This is a genomic window from Pseudoalteromonas sp. QJM3NY_22, assembly GCF_056173065.1.
Genome location: NZ_JBWBTZ010000003.1, coordinates 1 through 14,611 on the forward strand (window position 1 = coordinate 1; position 14,611 = coordinate 14,611).

The 14,611-nt window shown below is 36.3% G+C and carries 18 protein-coding genes; 17 read left to right on the forward strand and 1 reads right to left on the reverse strand.

Annotation, left to right across the window (positions count from 1 at the left end):
• The 4 genes from AC0VZ4_RS24970 to AC0VZ4_RS24985 all read left to right on the forward strand — a co-directional run bounded on the left by AC0VZ4_RS24970 (position 1) and on the right by AC0VZ4_RS24985 (position 4,880).
• Positions 1 to 1,116 (forward strand): replication protein A, encoded by a 1,116-nt coding sequence (locus AC0VZ4_RS24970; RefSeq protein ID WP_475442284.1) that lies wholly within the window; start codon positions 1 to 3, stop codon positions 1,114 to 1,116.
• Positions 1,117 to 1,265: 149 nt separating this feature from the next.
• The gene (locus tag AC0VZ4_RS24975; RefSeq protein WP_475442285.1) at positions 1,266 to 2,123 is read left to right on the forward strand and encodes a DNA replication terminus site-binding protein; all 858 of its coding nucleotides are present in this window, start codon (positions 1,266 to 1,268) and stop codon (positions 2,121 to 2,123) included.
• Between the two features lie 105 nt (positions 2,124 to 2,228).
• The gene (locus tag AC0VZ4_RS24980) at positions 2,229 to 4,073 is read left to right on the forward strand and encodes a UvrD-helicase domain-containing protein (RefSeq protein ID WP_475442286.1); all 1,845 of its coding nucleotides are present in this window, start codon (positions 2,229 to 2,231) and stop codon (positions 4,071 to 4,073) included.
• Positions 4,074 to 4,160: 87 nt separating this feature from the next.
• Positions 4,161 to 4,880, forward strand: coding sequence for a hypothetical protein (locus AC0VZ4_RS24985; protein WP_475442287.1), 720 nt, complete (start codon positions 4,161 to 4,163; stop codon positions 4,878 to 4,880).
• 46 nt (positions 4,881 to 4,926) lie between these two features.
• On the opposite strand, the gene AC0VZ4_RS24990 is transcribed toward AC0VZ4_RS24985, so the two are convergent.
• Complete coding sequence (locus AC0VZ4_RS24990) at positions 4,927 to 5,193, reverse strand: hypothetical protein (protein WP_475442288.1); 267 nt, start codon at positions 5,191 to 5,193, stop codon at positions 4,927 to 4,929.
• A gap of 210 nt (positions 5,194 to 5,403) precedes the next feature.
• On the opposite strand from AC0VZ4_RS24990, the gene AC0VZ4_RS24995 reads away from it, so the two are divergent.
• The 13 genes from AC0VZ4_RS24995 (at position 5,404) to AC0VZ4_RS25055 (ending at position 14,610) form a co-directional block, all read left to right on the forward strand.
• Positions 5,404 to 5,916 carry a SprT-like domain-containing protein gene (locus AC0VZ4_RS24995; RefSeq protein ID WP_475442289.1) on the forward strand — a complete coding sequence of 171 codons (513 nt, stop codon included), beginning with the start codon at positions 5,404 to 5,406 and terminating at the stop codon, positions 5,914 to 5,916.
• Positions 5,917 to 6,003: 87 nt separating this feature from the next.
• The gene (locus AC0VZ4_RS25000) at positions 6,004 to 6,396 is read left to right on the forward strand and encodes a hypothetical protein (RefSeq protein WP_475442290.1); all 393 of its coding nucleotides are present in this window, start codon (positions 6,004 to 6,006) and stop codon (positions 6,394 to 6,396) included.
• A gap of 104 nt (positions 6,397 to 6,500) precedes the next feature.
• Positions 6,501 to 6,917, forward strand: a complete 417-nt coding sequence (locus AC0VZ4_RS25005) for a hypothetical protein (RefSeq protein WP_475442291.1) — start codon at positions 6,501 to 6,503, stop codon at positions 6,915 to 6,917.
• 4 nt (positions 6,918 to 6,921) lie between these two features.
• Positions 6,922 to 7,767 carry a Dam family site-specific DNA-(adenine-N6)-methyltransferase gene (locus AC0VZ4_RS25010; protein ID WP_475442292.1) on the forward strand — a complete coding sequence of 282 codons (846 nt, stop codon included), beginning with the start codon at positions 6,922 to 6,924 and terminating at the stop codon, positions 7,765 to 7,767.
• Between the two features lie 291 nt (positions 7,768 to 8,058).
• Entirely contained in the window at positions 8,059 to 8,292 is a 234-nt protein-coding gene (locus AC0VZ4_RS25015; RefSeq protein ID WP_475442293.1) for a hypothetical protein, read from the forward strand.
• Between the two features lie 8 nt (positions 8,293 to 8,300).
• Positions 8,301 to 9,779: a DNA cytosine methyltransferase gene (locus AC0VZ4_RS25020; RefSeq protein WP_475442294.1), complete on the forward strand. Its 1,479-nt coding sequence runs from the start codon at positions 8,301 to 8,303 to the stop codon at positions 9,777 to 9,779.
• 128 nt (positions 9,780 to 9,907) lie between these two features.
• The gene (locus AC0VZ4_RS25025) at positions 9,908 to 10,174 is read left to right on the forward strand and encodes a hypothetical protein (protein WP_475442295.1); all 267 of its coding nucleotides are present in this window, start codon (positions 9,908 to 9,910) and stop codon (positions 10,172 to 10,174) included.
• A 125-nt stretch (positions 10,175 to 10,299) separates the two neighbouring features.
• Positions 10,300 to 10,974: a hypothetical protein gene (locus AC0VZ4_RS25030; protein WP_475442296.1), complete on the forward strand. Its 675-nt coding sequence runs from the start codon at positions 10,300 to 10,302 to the stop codon at positions 10,972 to 10,974.
• A 312-nt stretch (positions 10,975 to 11,286) separates the two neighbouring features.
• On the forward strand, positions 11,287 to 12,438 hold the full coding sequence (locus AC0VZ4_RS25035; protein WP_475442335.1) for a phosphoadenosine phosphosulfate reductase domain-containing protein: 1,152 nt from the start codon (positions 11,287 to 11,289) through the stop codon (positions 12,436 to 12,438).
• A gap of 255 nt (positions 12,439 to 12,693) precedes the next feature.
• Positions 12,694 to 13,347, forward strand: a complete 654-nt coding sequence (locus AC0VZ4_RS25040; RefSeq protein WP_475442297.1) for a hypothetical protein — start codon at positions 12,694 to 12,696, stop codon at positions 13,345 to 13,347.
• 83 nt (positions 13,348 to 13,430) lie between these two features.
• Complete coding sequence (locus tag AC0VZ4_RS25045) at positions 13,431 to 13,805, forward strand: hypothetical protein (RefSeq protein ID WP_475442298.1); 375 nt, start codon at positions 13,431 to 13,433, stop codon at positions 13,803 to 13,805.
• 11 nt (positions 13,806 to 13,816) lie between these two features.
• Positions 13,817 to 14,314, forward strand: a complete 498-nt coding sequence (locus tag AC0VZ4_RS25050) for a hypothetical protein (protein ID WP_475442299.1) — start codon at positions 13,817 to 13,819, stop codon at positions 14,312 to 14,314.
• Positions 14,314 to 14,610, forward strand: coding sequence for a hypothetical protein (locus AC0VZ4_RS25055; protein ID WP_475442300.1), 297 nt, complete (start codon positions 14,314 to 14,316; stop codon positions 14,608 to 14,610). Before AC0VZ4_RS25050 ends, AC0VZ4_RS25055 begins: the two co-directional genes overlap by 1 nt.
• Position 14,611 lies beyond the last annotated feature (1 nt).

The window sequence follows — 14,611 nt, forward strand, 5'->3', positions numbered from 1 at the left end:
ATGAATACCAATCTCTCATTAGCAAACTTGCCCGATAGTTTGAAAAGTGATGTGTCTGCTATTTCAGATGTAAGAGAAGTAGAGCAGTTAACTCTTTTCGTTGATAATACGGCTACTGAGCTTAAAGTTGGTAATTCAATATCGAATAGCTTTCATGCGTATGATCTTTGGTCTCGATTCATGCGCAACAATCGTAAGCATGTACGAGTTAGTGAAAGTCCGAGTAAAGTAATCGTTGACCGCGATATTTCAGAAAGAATAGAAGGAGTCACTTATGGTGGTCAATTGGGTATTTCACCGGCCTTGTTACGCGGAGAAAAGGAGGATTTACTTGCGTGGCCTGGTGACCGAGAAGAAAAAGTTGAACGTGCGTTAATTAGGCTTGCCAGCCAAGGTAAAATTGCAAAAATTTCAGGGAAAATGGGTAGCCGCTACGCTGTCTACTTTACATTTTCTGAATTAATTCAAGAACTCAAATCTGTTAACCAATCCCTTAATCATAGTGAGTTAAAAGAGTCTTTATTAATATTAAAGGGCGCAGAACTATCGCTAACTTATAAAGCGGTAAGTCAAGATGGCGAGTTACTTGAAAGTAATCAAACGATCATGAATTACTTAAGTGCAATACATTTTTCGACTGGCCGAGGAAGGTCAAATGTGCGTTGTGTGGCTGTGTTAAATGAATTGATGTCGCAGCAAATAGAATCAGTTGAGTATAAAAGCTATTACTATAACCGTACTCAGTCTTTTAAGCGTTCTTTATCTATCTGGCTCTCATTCAGGTTATACAGAATGTTTCGATACGCAAGCCCATCTCATACCCATCATTTCACGTTAGTTAAAATAATGGTCAAGTTCGGTTCTCTCGATAGTGATAAGGATGTTGGTGACCGTTTAATAGGGTTTCGCAGAGATATGACTACTACGATGAAAGATTTGAAGAGCGCGGAAATCATCAAAGATTATAATGTTCAGAATATAAAGGATGATGATGGCAGTATTGTTGATTACAAGTACACGCTCTACCCCACCGACAAATTTTGTGCTGAAATAATTGAACTCAATAAGCATAAGGTTAAAATTGATGCCAAAGCCAAAAAAATCACAGTTGAATAACTTAAATATATAATATAGTTAATTTGTGCATATTTTGTGATTGTTTTTTGTTCAAACTGAAATCTATTTGTTATTATTCATAAATACAATGACTGTCAAATTCAATGGGATTTATGGAACTATCAATACGTGACTCGCTAGATAAGCATATGGATACACTAGATTCGTTGTTACAAGACTTAAACAAAGCTTTGTTAGTCGAAGGCGTTATTTCCCAATACATCACTTATTCTATTAAAAAAGACAAGGACCTACGTTCTGTGTCTCAGCATTCTAGTGTCGTTTCTTCTGTTAAATCATATACTGATCTTGAATGTTTAAAGCCAGATAGTACTAAAGATGTGACTTTATATCCTGGTTACATTGTTATAGATAAGGCCCATTTTTCAACAATTACTACCTTGGTAAGCAAGGTTAATGACGCCAAACGTTCAATTCATATGTTTTTAAAAGTTAATAATAAGCCCAAGCTCGTCACGCTAAGTAAAGGCCCAACGGTTAAACTGAATCCAATTTTGTTTGAAGCATACCCGATGAAAAACCCCGCTCACATCATTCGGGAAATTAAAATGTCTGATGCATCAGTTTCAAAAGCCCATTTTAAATGGACTAGGAGGCAGCGTTACGATAAACACACTATTGAATCAGCAAAAAACATCGCTATTTATAATTTGGATAAGCCACCAGCATTGAGGTTTTCATCATTTCAATGGCGTCTTAGATTGGAAAAGACAATAGCCAAATTAAACTCAATGGCAGAATCAACCGTTTTGACTAGGATAAAACCTGCACCTTACGCCCCACAATTGGCAATCAAGCACACAGATAGAAAATCTTGGGATAAATATCATAGTTCGTTACCTTTGTTAGTATATTCAGATGGGAACATCGAATTAACTGCCCCACTGTGTGACTTGCAGCTTACTAGTGCTATAAATGATGAAGAACTAAAGAGACTTGGCTGGAAGCCTATTTGTTCCGATCTAGGCTTTTACTTAAGAGGTTGAGGCCATTTGTACTAATTGATCTGAATTTGGAAATAGTCACATTCATAAAGTTAAAATATTATCCGTTTGATATATTGCTTATATGTTGAATTTGCTCACTTACAAATGCTTACTCCAAAACAAGAAATCGTATCACTTATAAATGGCGAATGCAGCTATGTGGTCGCATTACCTGGCGCTGGCAAGACTTATGTAAATACAATCTTAGTCGAAAACCTACTCAATTCATCGCCTGAACTTTCAATCTTAGATGCCACGTTTACTAGAAATGCTGCTGCAGAAATGAAAGAAAGATTGGCCGCAAAATTAACGCCTGAGTCTCTTGCTCGTGTAAAAGTCTCTACTTTAGACTCATGCATAGTTAATATGGCCAAGGCGTATTTTAGTCACCATAATAAGTCATTTAAGTTAATTATGGGTGGCAGTTACTATTTGACAGTGATGCGAGTTGTAAATGAGCTTAATGTTTGTGACTTAGATACGGCACTTGAGATCTTAGACTACTACCTATCCTTTCCCCATGAAATTGACTTTGAACAAGAGTACCACCAGCAGGTAGTATCATTTTACAAAGATGTTTTAGCATCTAAGCCAGTTCCTACATTTGATCTAAAGCTGTTGGGTAAATTTCTAATAGATAGGATTAAATCGGGTGATATTGTTCCGTATCAATTTGATGTAATTATTATTGATGAATTTCAAGATACTGGGCAAATACAATACGAGTGGATTAAGCAGCATAGCGCCACTCACAAAGGTAAATCCGTGGTCATAGGAATAGGTGATGATGATCAATCATTGTATCGATTCGCAGGGAGTCTAGGGCATGCAAACTTTATAAACCTTAAAAAAGATCTTGGCGCTAAAGGTTATAGTTTAGATACCTGCTTTCGCTGTGCCCCTAAAATACTGAACTTTGGTGCTTCTGTAATCAAAAGTAATCGATTTCGAGTAGATAAAGAGTTCAATTCAAACCGTACTGATCTAGAAGGCATCATTAATGTGTACACCCAAAATGATGTTATTGATGAACTATTACCTTTCTTTATAAAAAAACCAAATAACACAGCAATATTATGCAGGACAAATATGAAAGTTAATGATGTTGAAATTCTACTATTAAATGAAGAAATTCCATATCAAAGGTTAAATGGTCGTGGTGGGCTATTTAATGACTACAATGTTTTAGCATATTTAAAGCTTTTGATTGTGATCGTACTCGATGTTCACGTTGAAATGATCATTGATGTTTTGAGCTGGTTGAAAGAGAGTGAGTACAATTTACGATATTTAGAGTCATTATTTTTAGAACGCAATATAAAACGTTTTTCGCAAATCAATACTTCCGAGCTTTTGGAATTAGATTTCTGTAGTGCTACAAATATTATTCTTAATAATGCGACTAGATGGCGGGGATATGGCGTGAGTAATGATATCTATTTTTGCCAAAAAAATATTGTTGTTGCTTTAGTGGACTATTTTCCAGAAAAGCGCTCACATAAACGCGTTTTCAGTGCTGCAGACTTTGTCACTCAGAGAATTAAAGGCGTTACTCTGAAAGATAGAGTGTTAAAAATTAATAAAATGATGAATACATCAAATGATTCAGGGGTGAAAATAGACCGCACAAAAGTAACAATTGGAACCCTGCATTCATCAAAGGGGTTAGAGTGGAAATCAGTATGGTTGATTGATTGGAGTGAAGGTTCTATACCGACCGAAATGCAGGATTCGCCTATTTCAGCAAAGAATGATATTGAAATGCATATTGAGGATGAAAGGCGGTTGGCGTATGTAGGTATAACAAGAGCTGAAGAAGAGTTAAATATAACATTTAGCGAGAAAATGGGCTCGTTTCTGGCTAACTCTGATTTATCACTTACAAATTTTTATGATGGCAATGGCGAACTAGTAACTATTCACCCTAGTGACAGTTTAAAGCAGTATTGATTAATTTCATAAATAGTGACTTTTATGATGCGGTAGTTCATCTATTTTTATATAAGTGAGTAAATAATTTAAATTAATAGGTGTAATGTGATTAAAAAATCACTTTCAATTGTTATATTAGGGTTGGCCGTAGGTTGTCATTCTACAGGTAATCATGTCAGTGATGACTATATTAGTGTTGGTGGGGAAAAACTAAGACGAGATGCTGATGGTGCCGTAGTCGTTTCTCTAGAGCAACTTCAACTTCTAAAAGGTCAAAAAGAAATTATTGTACTAGATAGTGTAATTCCTGGTGGTGGTGTTGCTGTCTCCGAGTCAGAGCTTCAACTTCTTTCAAAAGATAAGCAGTTGCTTGATGAAACGATTGAAGGGACCAGACCTGAATCAGATGTTTATACCTTCTTAGTAAAGAAAGGCTCACTTAAAGAAAATTTATTGCGATTAAGTGAGAAGTTTTCAACAGAGAGTGATCCACTTTCTTTGGAATATAGTGATGTTGATTATTATGTCGAACAGTCTTCAATTATCAGAGCAAGTTCAGTGGATGAATTGGTGGTTGAAACATTAAATAGCTTCCCAGTATTTGCCTCAATTGAAGGAGTGACGTTTTATCTTAAACAGGGTTCACTAAAGAGTAATTTACAAAGGCTAAGCAAGAAATATTCAACTGAGGTCGAGCCGCTATCAATTGACTACAATGGTGGAGATTTATATGTGCCAGTAGGACAGTTATTGCGAGCTAATAGTTTAGAAGAGCTTGTCGCAAACATCCTAGCCCCCTACCCTGTCTTTTCTGCAATTGAGTGATTAAAAGAGTTTTGATGGCAAGTATTCTTATTGCCATCAATATAACTCAATGCTTTACCATTGAGCTGTGTATCGGACAACAACTATCAAAGATAATAGCTATCCCTTTCCATTCAGGATGTTCCATTTCAAGCTTTTCAAGAGATGTATATCGTACACTTGAAAATTTTCTTTTTCGTAAATTCTCTAAGGTATTAACACCAATCGTAAGTCGCCAAGTACCATCACCCAAATATGTTAGTGTCCGTGGAAGTGGCTCATCAGCAATTCTAAACTGGTTTTTTGTTACTTGTTCAATTTTAGACAAATGCATTCGATTCTTTATCAATATATTAGGTAGGAAGAGTATATAAATTTAAAATTTCAAAGAAACTATAAAAGTGATTATTTATTGAATTAATTTAAATTTGTACCGTGTTCTTACACTAGATAGCTATCCAATCTTCAATTATGAGCCCCCTTTTTCTGAATAGAACTTAAATTTTGTTATTGTGTTTTAAAGTTAAGACCAAGGCCAATTAGTATGATTACAATAGATTTAATTCAGGAAAGATACCAAAATTACATTAAAGAGTTTACGGATGTAATAGAGCTTGAAAAGTGGGTTCATAATCCGCTTACAGAAGTGGTATTGAGTTCAAAGGCAGCTTATTTGGGTGAAGCTTTCACGAGTGGCCGAGTGGAGTTAAATGAACGGTTTGTAGGCACGGATTGTTACTTACTTCTTGATAATACAATAAAGCATGAACTATGTCATTTAATGGTGGGTATTGTTAATGGGCACAATACCAAGTTCAAACGGGCAGCTAACCGGTTTGGAGTTCTTAAAAATGAATCGGTTAGTGAGTTAAGTAAAATTATTAGCAAAACAAATTATAAGTACGAAGTGTACGTTAACTTAGTTAATGGTACTCGTGCATTTATATGTGGCGCTCACCGTAAGAATAAAAAATATGTTCGATATAATGAATCAAATCATAAGTATTTGTCATATAAATCTATAACAATCGACACATTTGAATTTATTGAGAATTAGAAGTGTAAACAGTGTTTACAGTCTTTTTCTGACTTCAATTATAAAATTGTTACCTTAGCTCTAACGATTACAGATTTTGGTATTATTATGATTGAAGGTTACAAAGGGCGAACAGTATCAATCGGTGACAAAGTTAAGGTGTACAGAAACCTTAATAATGGGAAGTGGAGCATTTTAGCCATGGCGGGCGAGTTCAAAGGGAAGGTTGTAGCTCACTTTGATAACCTTTGTCTAACTGAAGTTAGCTTTAAGATTAGTGAGGCAGGAAGAGCCCGCGTACTGCGTGAGAAAAGAAAGAATGTTCATGCTTACGCTATTGGAATTATAAACTCTCTAGGTATGGCTGAACTAAAAGATAATAGTCAGTTTATAACATATGACCCGTATAAATTCGGTTTTTTTTATAAATCTGAAGATGAGAGTGTTTCCTTGGAAAGCACCAACCTCGTAAACTTCATCCCAGGTAAAGCTTTTATATAAGCTTTACCTTTTTGTCCGCTTTAAGTTACAAAACACAGATATTGAATCCATTTCTAAACAATAGCTGATTAGATACTACAAAATATATTTACAGGCTAAACGTCATGCTTGAAACATTAAACTCGTTAATAAATGAAACAAAGAGATATGATAAATCATTGATGAATGATTTTAAGTGCATCAATAATTTGAAAGACCTTAGAGTTTTTATCGAAGCAGTATATGAACAAGCCAATAGTTGTAGCTCTCCCGACTATCTATCTCTTCCTTTTGTTCAGACTCGTAGTAGTTCGTCTAATTACACAGTGTTAATTGGGCACAATGTAATTGATATTGCCTTAGATGGCTATGAGAACAATTTTGCTAGCCTTACTTTAAAAACAAACAACGGCGGTACCCATGAAACTCATGGTTACTACAAGCATACTCAGCTATCTCAAAATGGATTAGTTGAACTTGTTAATTCCTTAGAACATATAGCAGGCTGGCATCGGCAATTAAATGAATCTTATGGAGCATAATTAAGTGAATATTAAAATGAGCAAACAAAGAAGTTTTCTTAAGTATGCTGGAAATAAGTATCAACTGGTGGAAGAAATAAGATCAGCTCTTCCACCAGCATCAAAGTTAATAGAGCCATTCACCGGCAGTGGTACAGTGTTCCTAAATGCTGAGAACCAGCGCTATTTACTAAATGATGTTAACGAAGACTTAATTAATACTTTTCTCTATCTTAAAATGAATGCTACACAGTTCATTAAAGATCTTAGTAAGTATTTTCATGAAAATAATAACTGTGAAGACCGATATTATGAATTAAGGCGTACATTCAATGTATCTACAGATTGTTATCTTAAGTCACTGATATTTGTTTATATGAATCGACACGGTTTTCAAGGTCTATGTCGATACAATAATACAGGTCATTTCAATGTCCCGTTTGGTCATTATAAAAAGGTTTACTTTCCAAAAGATGAAATGATGGCTTTTTCAATTAAAGCCAAACAAGCTGAATTTATGTGCTCCCATTTCTCACAGGCGTTTAGAAGGGCGCGTCGAGGAGATATTATTTTTTGTGATCCACCCTATTATAAGCTTAATAAAACTGCCCATTTTACAAGTTACTCAGCTGGTGGATTTTCAATGAACGATCAAATAAAACTTGTGGATCTTGCTGAAAAAGCAAGGGAGCGTGGCGTTTGGGTTGTAATTACTAATCACGATATTAAACAAACTAGAGCATTATACAAAACTGCTGATATATCTAATTCAATTGATGTTAGACGTTCAATTAATGCTAAGTTAGCACTGAATAGAAGCGTTAAAGAAATAATGGTTTCTTACATACCAAGGTTGAAAGCATTTAGTTAGTGTTTACACTGGCAACTTATGATTAAAAGCAGTGTTATCCCGATATGTATTTGAAGGGCATGTACAGAAATTATTTAAATGTTACTGATCATGCTTGGTATTGAAAATTCCCTAACATAAAAACTCTAATATTAATTTATCTTCGTTTTTCTTAATCCTGCGCTATCGCTTAGTCAAAAGATACATATTCTATGATATATGGAATTGTAAACAGTGTTTACAGCGCTCTGCCTTTTCTGCGTCAATTCACCAGCACGATAGCATGTACATACAAATTATGGAGGTGTACATATGGCTAATTCAATTCAAATGCTCAGTGATTCAAAATTTCATTTAAAAGCTCGTGGTAACGACTTCACCCTTGAACAAGGTGCCAACGGTAAATGGTACATGACAGTTATGAATGCTGCCGTTGAGGCTTATAACAATGGCTTCGCTATGCCTAAAGAGTTTGACACACTTGAACAGGTTGAGCGGGCATACAAGTCTTGGAAGGGGATTTCTCAGCTAGTGAATTTGAATTAGGAGGCGTTATGGGTATCGCATTGTCTCAAGTAGCAAATGTAATGAGAGAGGTAAGGGTTAATATTCCAGAATTAGCCACTAAGCAATTAAAGTTAAGAACCTGTAAAGGTAATAAAAGAGCTACAGTTTCAAGTAATTGGTTGATGCTTTACGGTTTTGACGGTACTAAGAAAGTGGTTGAAGAGTCACTAGGTAAGGGTAAGGGCATAAAAGTCAGGCTTGCTAATCAAAGTGATGAAAACGTTAAAAGCGTTTATGTAAGAACTTATAAGTCGCGGTCAGCTAACCCACTTAATCCAGTGACTGGCCGTAAAGAGCGTGTGGTTGAAATATCAAGTAAAGTATTGATTAATGAAGCACTGGGTGAAAATTGTTCGCATGTGCACGTGACGTTCAAGCATGGCGTACTATTTTTTCAGCCGGTTGAAGAGGCTCAGTATTCGTTATTACAAAAGCTAGACTGCAATTCTAAAATTAACACGCTTGTTGCTATGACCGGTGGGGTTGATTGCCACACTCTCGAAAAGGGAGGTTATAAAGTGCAAGCTGCCATTAGCTTTAGACCCCAAGAAAAAAGGGACTCTGCTGATTACACTGAGTTCGATTGTGTATCAACGTTAATTAACTCGGCTCCGAGATTACTTATAAACGAAGATATTTATTCAGTTTGTCCTGAGCGATTGGCCAAGTTACTGCGCCGTACTCCGATCACTGTAGGTCACTTTAGTTTGACTTGCGAAGAGTTTTCCTTGCTCAAAACGAACAAAGCCAAAAACACATCGTTGGATGATTTAAGTTCAACGGTTGATATGTTTATCCCTCTTTTAAATATTTTAAAGCGAATTAAGTTTCCTGTATTAGTTGTTGAAAATGTAGAGGGGTTTCTTAAAAGTGCCGCCAACGACATTCTAACATTACAGCTTAAGCGACTTGGTTACAAAATTCACCAAGGGATATATAAGGCTGAACAGCACGGCGGAAATTCACTTAGGAAAAGGATGTACATGGTTGCAACCACTCTTGATGCACCATTGATTATGCCAGAAGCTGACATTCGTGAAAGTGCCAATGTCTGGGAAAAAATAATCCTCCCTAATTGGAATGAAATTAAAGAGCGTGATGTTACAGATACAAAAGTGATGCAAGATGCAATATCGACTGGTCGCTATAGAGTCATAAGAGATACTAAGCCATTCTCACCAACTCTCACTCGAGCACAATCTCAAGATAGCAAAGATGCCATTGTGGTTGAGCGAGAAGGACGTTATTACCGTCTGCCTGTTTCAGTTCAAATGGCGATTAATAATATACCAGATTCGTTCGATTTAGATTGGGCGCCACTTGACAAGGCGGCACAAATAATTGGTCAAAGTATTTGTTGCTCTTTACATAAGCGAATTATGGATAGTGTACGCAATCATATTCTAGATGCTGCAGCGCGCATGAAATCTAAATTTGATGCTGTCCAAATTTCCTTAAGCATCTAGATAATGAGACTGTAAACACTGTTTACAGTCTCATTATTATTTAACTTTTAACGTAAAGGTCAGTTATGAAAAATATAAGCCAAGTTACTCCGCCATACCTTCTTACTGAAGCTGAATGGAGTCAGAAAATGTTATCTGCGAAAAGGCGATTACGCGGAGATTATGTGCAAGAACGTGTAACAAAAAGTAGCTCTTCAGTTATGGTTTCAGCAGCTAAAACAATAAGTTTTTTAGAGTTTGGGATAAGAGAAGATATATCGAAAAAGCTTACTTTAGTACAGTCTGGCGAATTAGTCTTGTCAGAAGCCGAAACGGCTCAGTTCATTGAGCAGCTTGAAAAACGAGTGACGTTTCATGACGTAAAATGTAAAGCAAAGTCTTTAGGTCTGATTTAATTAAGCTAATCGTAGTTGAGTAATTGCTACATATGCTCAATTTGAAATGAATTCCAAACATTTAATAACAATTTATAGGCCCAGTCTCCTGTTTGGGCGTTTACATCAACTTGCGAGGTATACAAATGACAACATTAACAAATTCATTGCTTGCACAGGCGCGTGATTGCTTATCAGAGCTTATGGACAGTACGTTTCTCGATGCAACTGTAATGAAGAATTATTGTTTAGAAGAATTTGATTCTTATGAATGGAAGCCAAATATCGGTATAAACGAAGAAGATGGTATTCTTTGGTCTGCACTTTTCCAAAAGGGTATGAAGGGAGAAATGGATGGTGAAGAACTTTCAAAATTCCTTGAATTAACAAGTCCTGAAGGACAAACTCATATTTATTATTATAGGGTTCAAGCTAGGAAGCTTATTGATACAATCTCAAAGATTAATTCAATTGATAAATCCATAGAAAGGGCTGCTACGGAGTTCAGTACTGATTGTGAAACCGATAACACTCAACTAGCATTCACTCTAAAAGGTGAATTCGAGAGCGAAGAAAATCTCATCAAGGGTTTTATCGACAATAAAATCAATCTTGGTGCTGCTTTACATTTCGATGGTTATAGCGATTGTTGTTCAACAGATAATAACGGTACGCCTGTGTATATTGAAATGTACGATGGAGATTTACGCGTTATTATTTATTCTGATATTAATCAGGAAGATCCAACTCACGTAATTTCACTCAAAGGCGCACGAAACGAAATGCGGTTTGACGAAAAACCCATTTCCAAAGTCTATTAATGAAATTGAGTGTGGTATTTTTAAGCTATGTAGGCCGTTCACAGGTTGCGTTCATAAGTTCGATGGTTTGTTAGCTGATATGGATGAATCAGTTAAATTGGCGTGGAATGGGAGTGATTTCAAGTAATCTAATCTGCAGGGGGCTTTACGCGTCCTGCAGTATATTTGTATAGAGCATTAATTATAGTAATGTTTCAAATTTATCGCTATCGCTCAAATGATTGTTATGATCTAATGATAGTGAATCCAGGCTTGCTTTTTCTGCACACTTATCCCTGTTTGGTATCTTAGATACATAGTCAAATAGGGGTGATGATGATGTGTCAGAGTAGTGATTTATTCGATATTAACGGTGTAGATAAGCTCAATGAGGATTGTGTTGCGCAGCGTGAAGAGCTTATTAAGTATCATGCGAAAAATGAAAAAACTGTGTTTTTTCAATCGCATAGCGGCGGAAAAGATTCTGACGCCTCTTATGAAACCTTGAAAAAGCTAGTTCCACATGATCGTATTGTTGTTATTCATGCGAACCTGGGTGCAGTTGAGCATAATGGAGTGGTTGAACATATAAAATCTAATATAGAACACCCTTTGCATATTGTTAAAAATGAGCTTAAAGATTTCATAGAAATGGTGTTGGTGCGCGGCATGTTCCCCAGTTCACAGTTCCGTGAGTGCACTAGTACACTTAAGACCAATCCAATAGATAAGTTTATCCGAAGTTATATGAAGGAGCACGGCTATACACATGGCTTTAATGTTTCAGGCTTAAGAGCTGAAGAAAGCGCTAAGCGTGCAATGAAGAACCCACTTTGGATTAATAAACGACTAACACTCACAAGCGGCCAGCGCCAAGTGTTTGATTTTATGCCTGTGTTCCATATGACTACGCAAATGGTATTTGACACAATTAAAGCCGCTGGTAAGCGAGCGCACAGTGCCTACGGTGACCGCCCTGAAGGTGGGGTGAATGGCAATACCCGATTGAGTTGTATTTTTTGTATCATGTCTAATGTCAATGATTTAGCACATGGAGCAGCAAGTTATAAAGATCATTATCATGAAATGATTGCACTTGAAATAGTTGTAGATCATACGATGTTTGGCAAGACACGTATAATCCACTCTGATGTAAAACACCCAAAAGGAACAGCCCTTAGTGATGGTGTTGTAACTAAAAGTCAAAAAAATATTTCTTCAAGAGCTGTAATGCCTTACAAAAATACTGTTTTTATCAAAGTACCACTGAATGAAAAAATAGGTGCACCGGTTGATTGGATGTTGGTTAAGAGGCATGTAAAGCGATTACAAGATCTTAAAGCTAGTTTAGAGCGTGAGGTGAGTGAGCGTAAGATGATTAAGGATCGTGAAAAAGCAGTAAAAGCAGCAAAGGTTGGAAGTAAAAATAAAAATCGGGATGAGTCAACCATTGACTTCATTAGTGAGTTTGGGCCTGTCTTGTGACAGGCTTTTTATATTATTAGAGCCGGATTGTTCTTATCTTTCTATAAATCAGCACTATCGCGCTTCTCAATATTTTACTTATTTATTGGTGTATTACCCATAATTGTCCATTTAAACTCCCAAAAATGTCAATTTTATTTTGTTCTGTTTATTAGGCTGCTAGTTTCCGCTGTAGGCCTTGTGTAGACCGCCTTTTACTGAATGTTAATTCAGCAAATATACATTGAGCGGGTCAACATTCAACGGAGATATTTTATGAACAAGAAAAGCAACCAGTTAAATACTCTATGCCAAGTATACTCGGATATTATTTGTTCGTCAGGAATTGCACGAAATGTTAGTGATGCGTATATGCAATTGCGCAATGATGTTTCTAGCTTATTCAGCGATGTGACTGAGCTTGTTAAAATTGTTGGTAAGCCTGCTTATAACTTCACAGGTTCTGTTCAATTCAAACAATTGTTCGCTCATGAACACCCTCAACTGATGTTTGAAGCTTTAAACAGAGTTATTCCGAATGACCTCAAGCCCCAGGGGTTGCTTCTGTTAGATCCACAGAATCAACCGGTGCACTATATACATAAAATCTCACTTCATAATCAAATTTTCTTTATTGATGCATTTGGCATATTTGAGGATTTAAATATGGTTAAGGCGCGCTATGGCCGGCAAAGTATCACTACTGTTCGTTTTTTTAATCCAGCTGATGAAACTGATGTGTTTTATAGCGGCTATCGTTCACTTCAAGAAGAATCATTATTAATGATTGAAGACACTATTGGTCAGCGCGGTTTATCAATGTCATGCATGGAGTGCTTTAATTATTACTTAGTGAAAACAGTCCTCGGTAATATGTTGCAATGTAATTCGGTAGATACACAGCTAAATTCTAATTTGTTGAATATATAGGATTTATATCCCCCTGTCTTTTTCTGATCAAGTGTTTTAGCTTGGTACATTTAATTTCAACAAATAATGATGAGGTCTTAAACATGAATAAGGTAACTATTAACCAGGATTATAGTATTTTAGGAAATGGATCTAAATGGTTCGGCGGTAGCCAGGATGATTTGGATCTATTAATACAGCGTTTAGAAGAGAGCACATTACATCCGCGCTTCCATGAGGCAGGTTTTAAATCACACTTATCCACGGATATTACCTTACTTGACGAACAGCATAAGGCATTCGCTGGTGGGGTTAAATATGTTGGTGATTTTCTAGGCTTATCTGCAGGTTTTAATGTGTTAGTAAAGCAGGGCTCTAAAACTGACGAATTACTTAACAGGCTCATAGAAATTAATATCGATTCCTTTAACTACCAACTTGCATTGAGCGAATATCAAAATTTGAAGGCATCAGAGTGATGGGGGCCGTCATGACATTTAATAAACACCCTCGTAATCCAACAGCTTTGATTCGTTTTACGTGTGATCTTCTAAGTTCGGTAAATAAAAAAGGGCTGTTAGATCCACAATTGGCACTAGGTGGGCAATTAAAGTTAGGTGACATTCTGCAAAATATTACCAATAACAACGGCCGCTACATAGAATTTGCTGGAGTGTACTTGCAACACCAGTCATCAGGCTCAGTCTTGATGCGAGCTACTTATCAAAATGCAGATAAAAGTGGTTTGCAGTCAAAATCATTTTCATTAAAAAAGTATGGCATTAAAGGCGCTTTCTTAAAAGCAGTAAAACAACGCGGCCTATTTTGTGATTTTAAAGGGACTATACCTGTTGATGATTTGTATATCCCTACAGCCAAAGATTTGCTGCAATTTTCAATTTTGGTTAAAGGTTCGAGCTGGGTTAAAGAGAACAATATCGAGGCTCTTTATAAGCATGCTGAACTTGATAATGGAGTGCAAATTTAATGAGTGATCATTGCGGAAAAAATCCCAACAAATGTTTTGATGCTACGCATATTCAATTATTAAACACAGGAAAAATTATAACTCGACCAATGAGTAGTGTTGAACTTGATATCCTGACTGGTAGCGAGCATTTGGTTTTAACAATAAAAGATTTGAATAATGTTGTTAAAGTAATCCCCGCTCCGGTGAATGGTTGGACTCATGATAGTTTAGAATCAATAGATTACGATGCATATTCCCCGCATTTTTGGGATGCATATTTGGGAAGTAAATGGATAGGTTCATCGGAGGTATAAT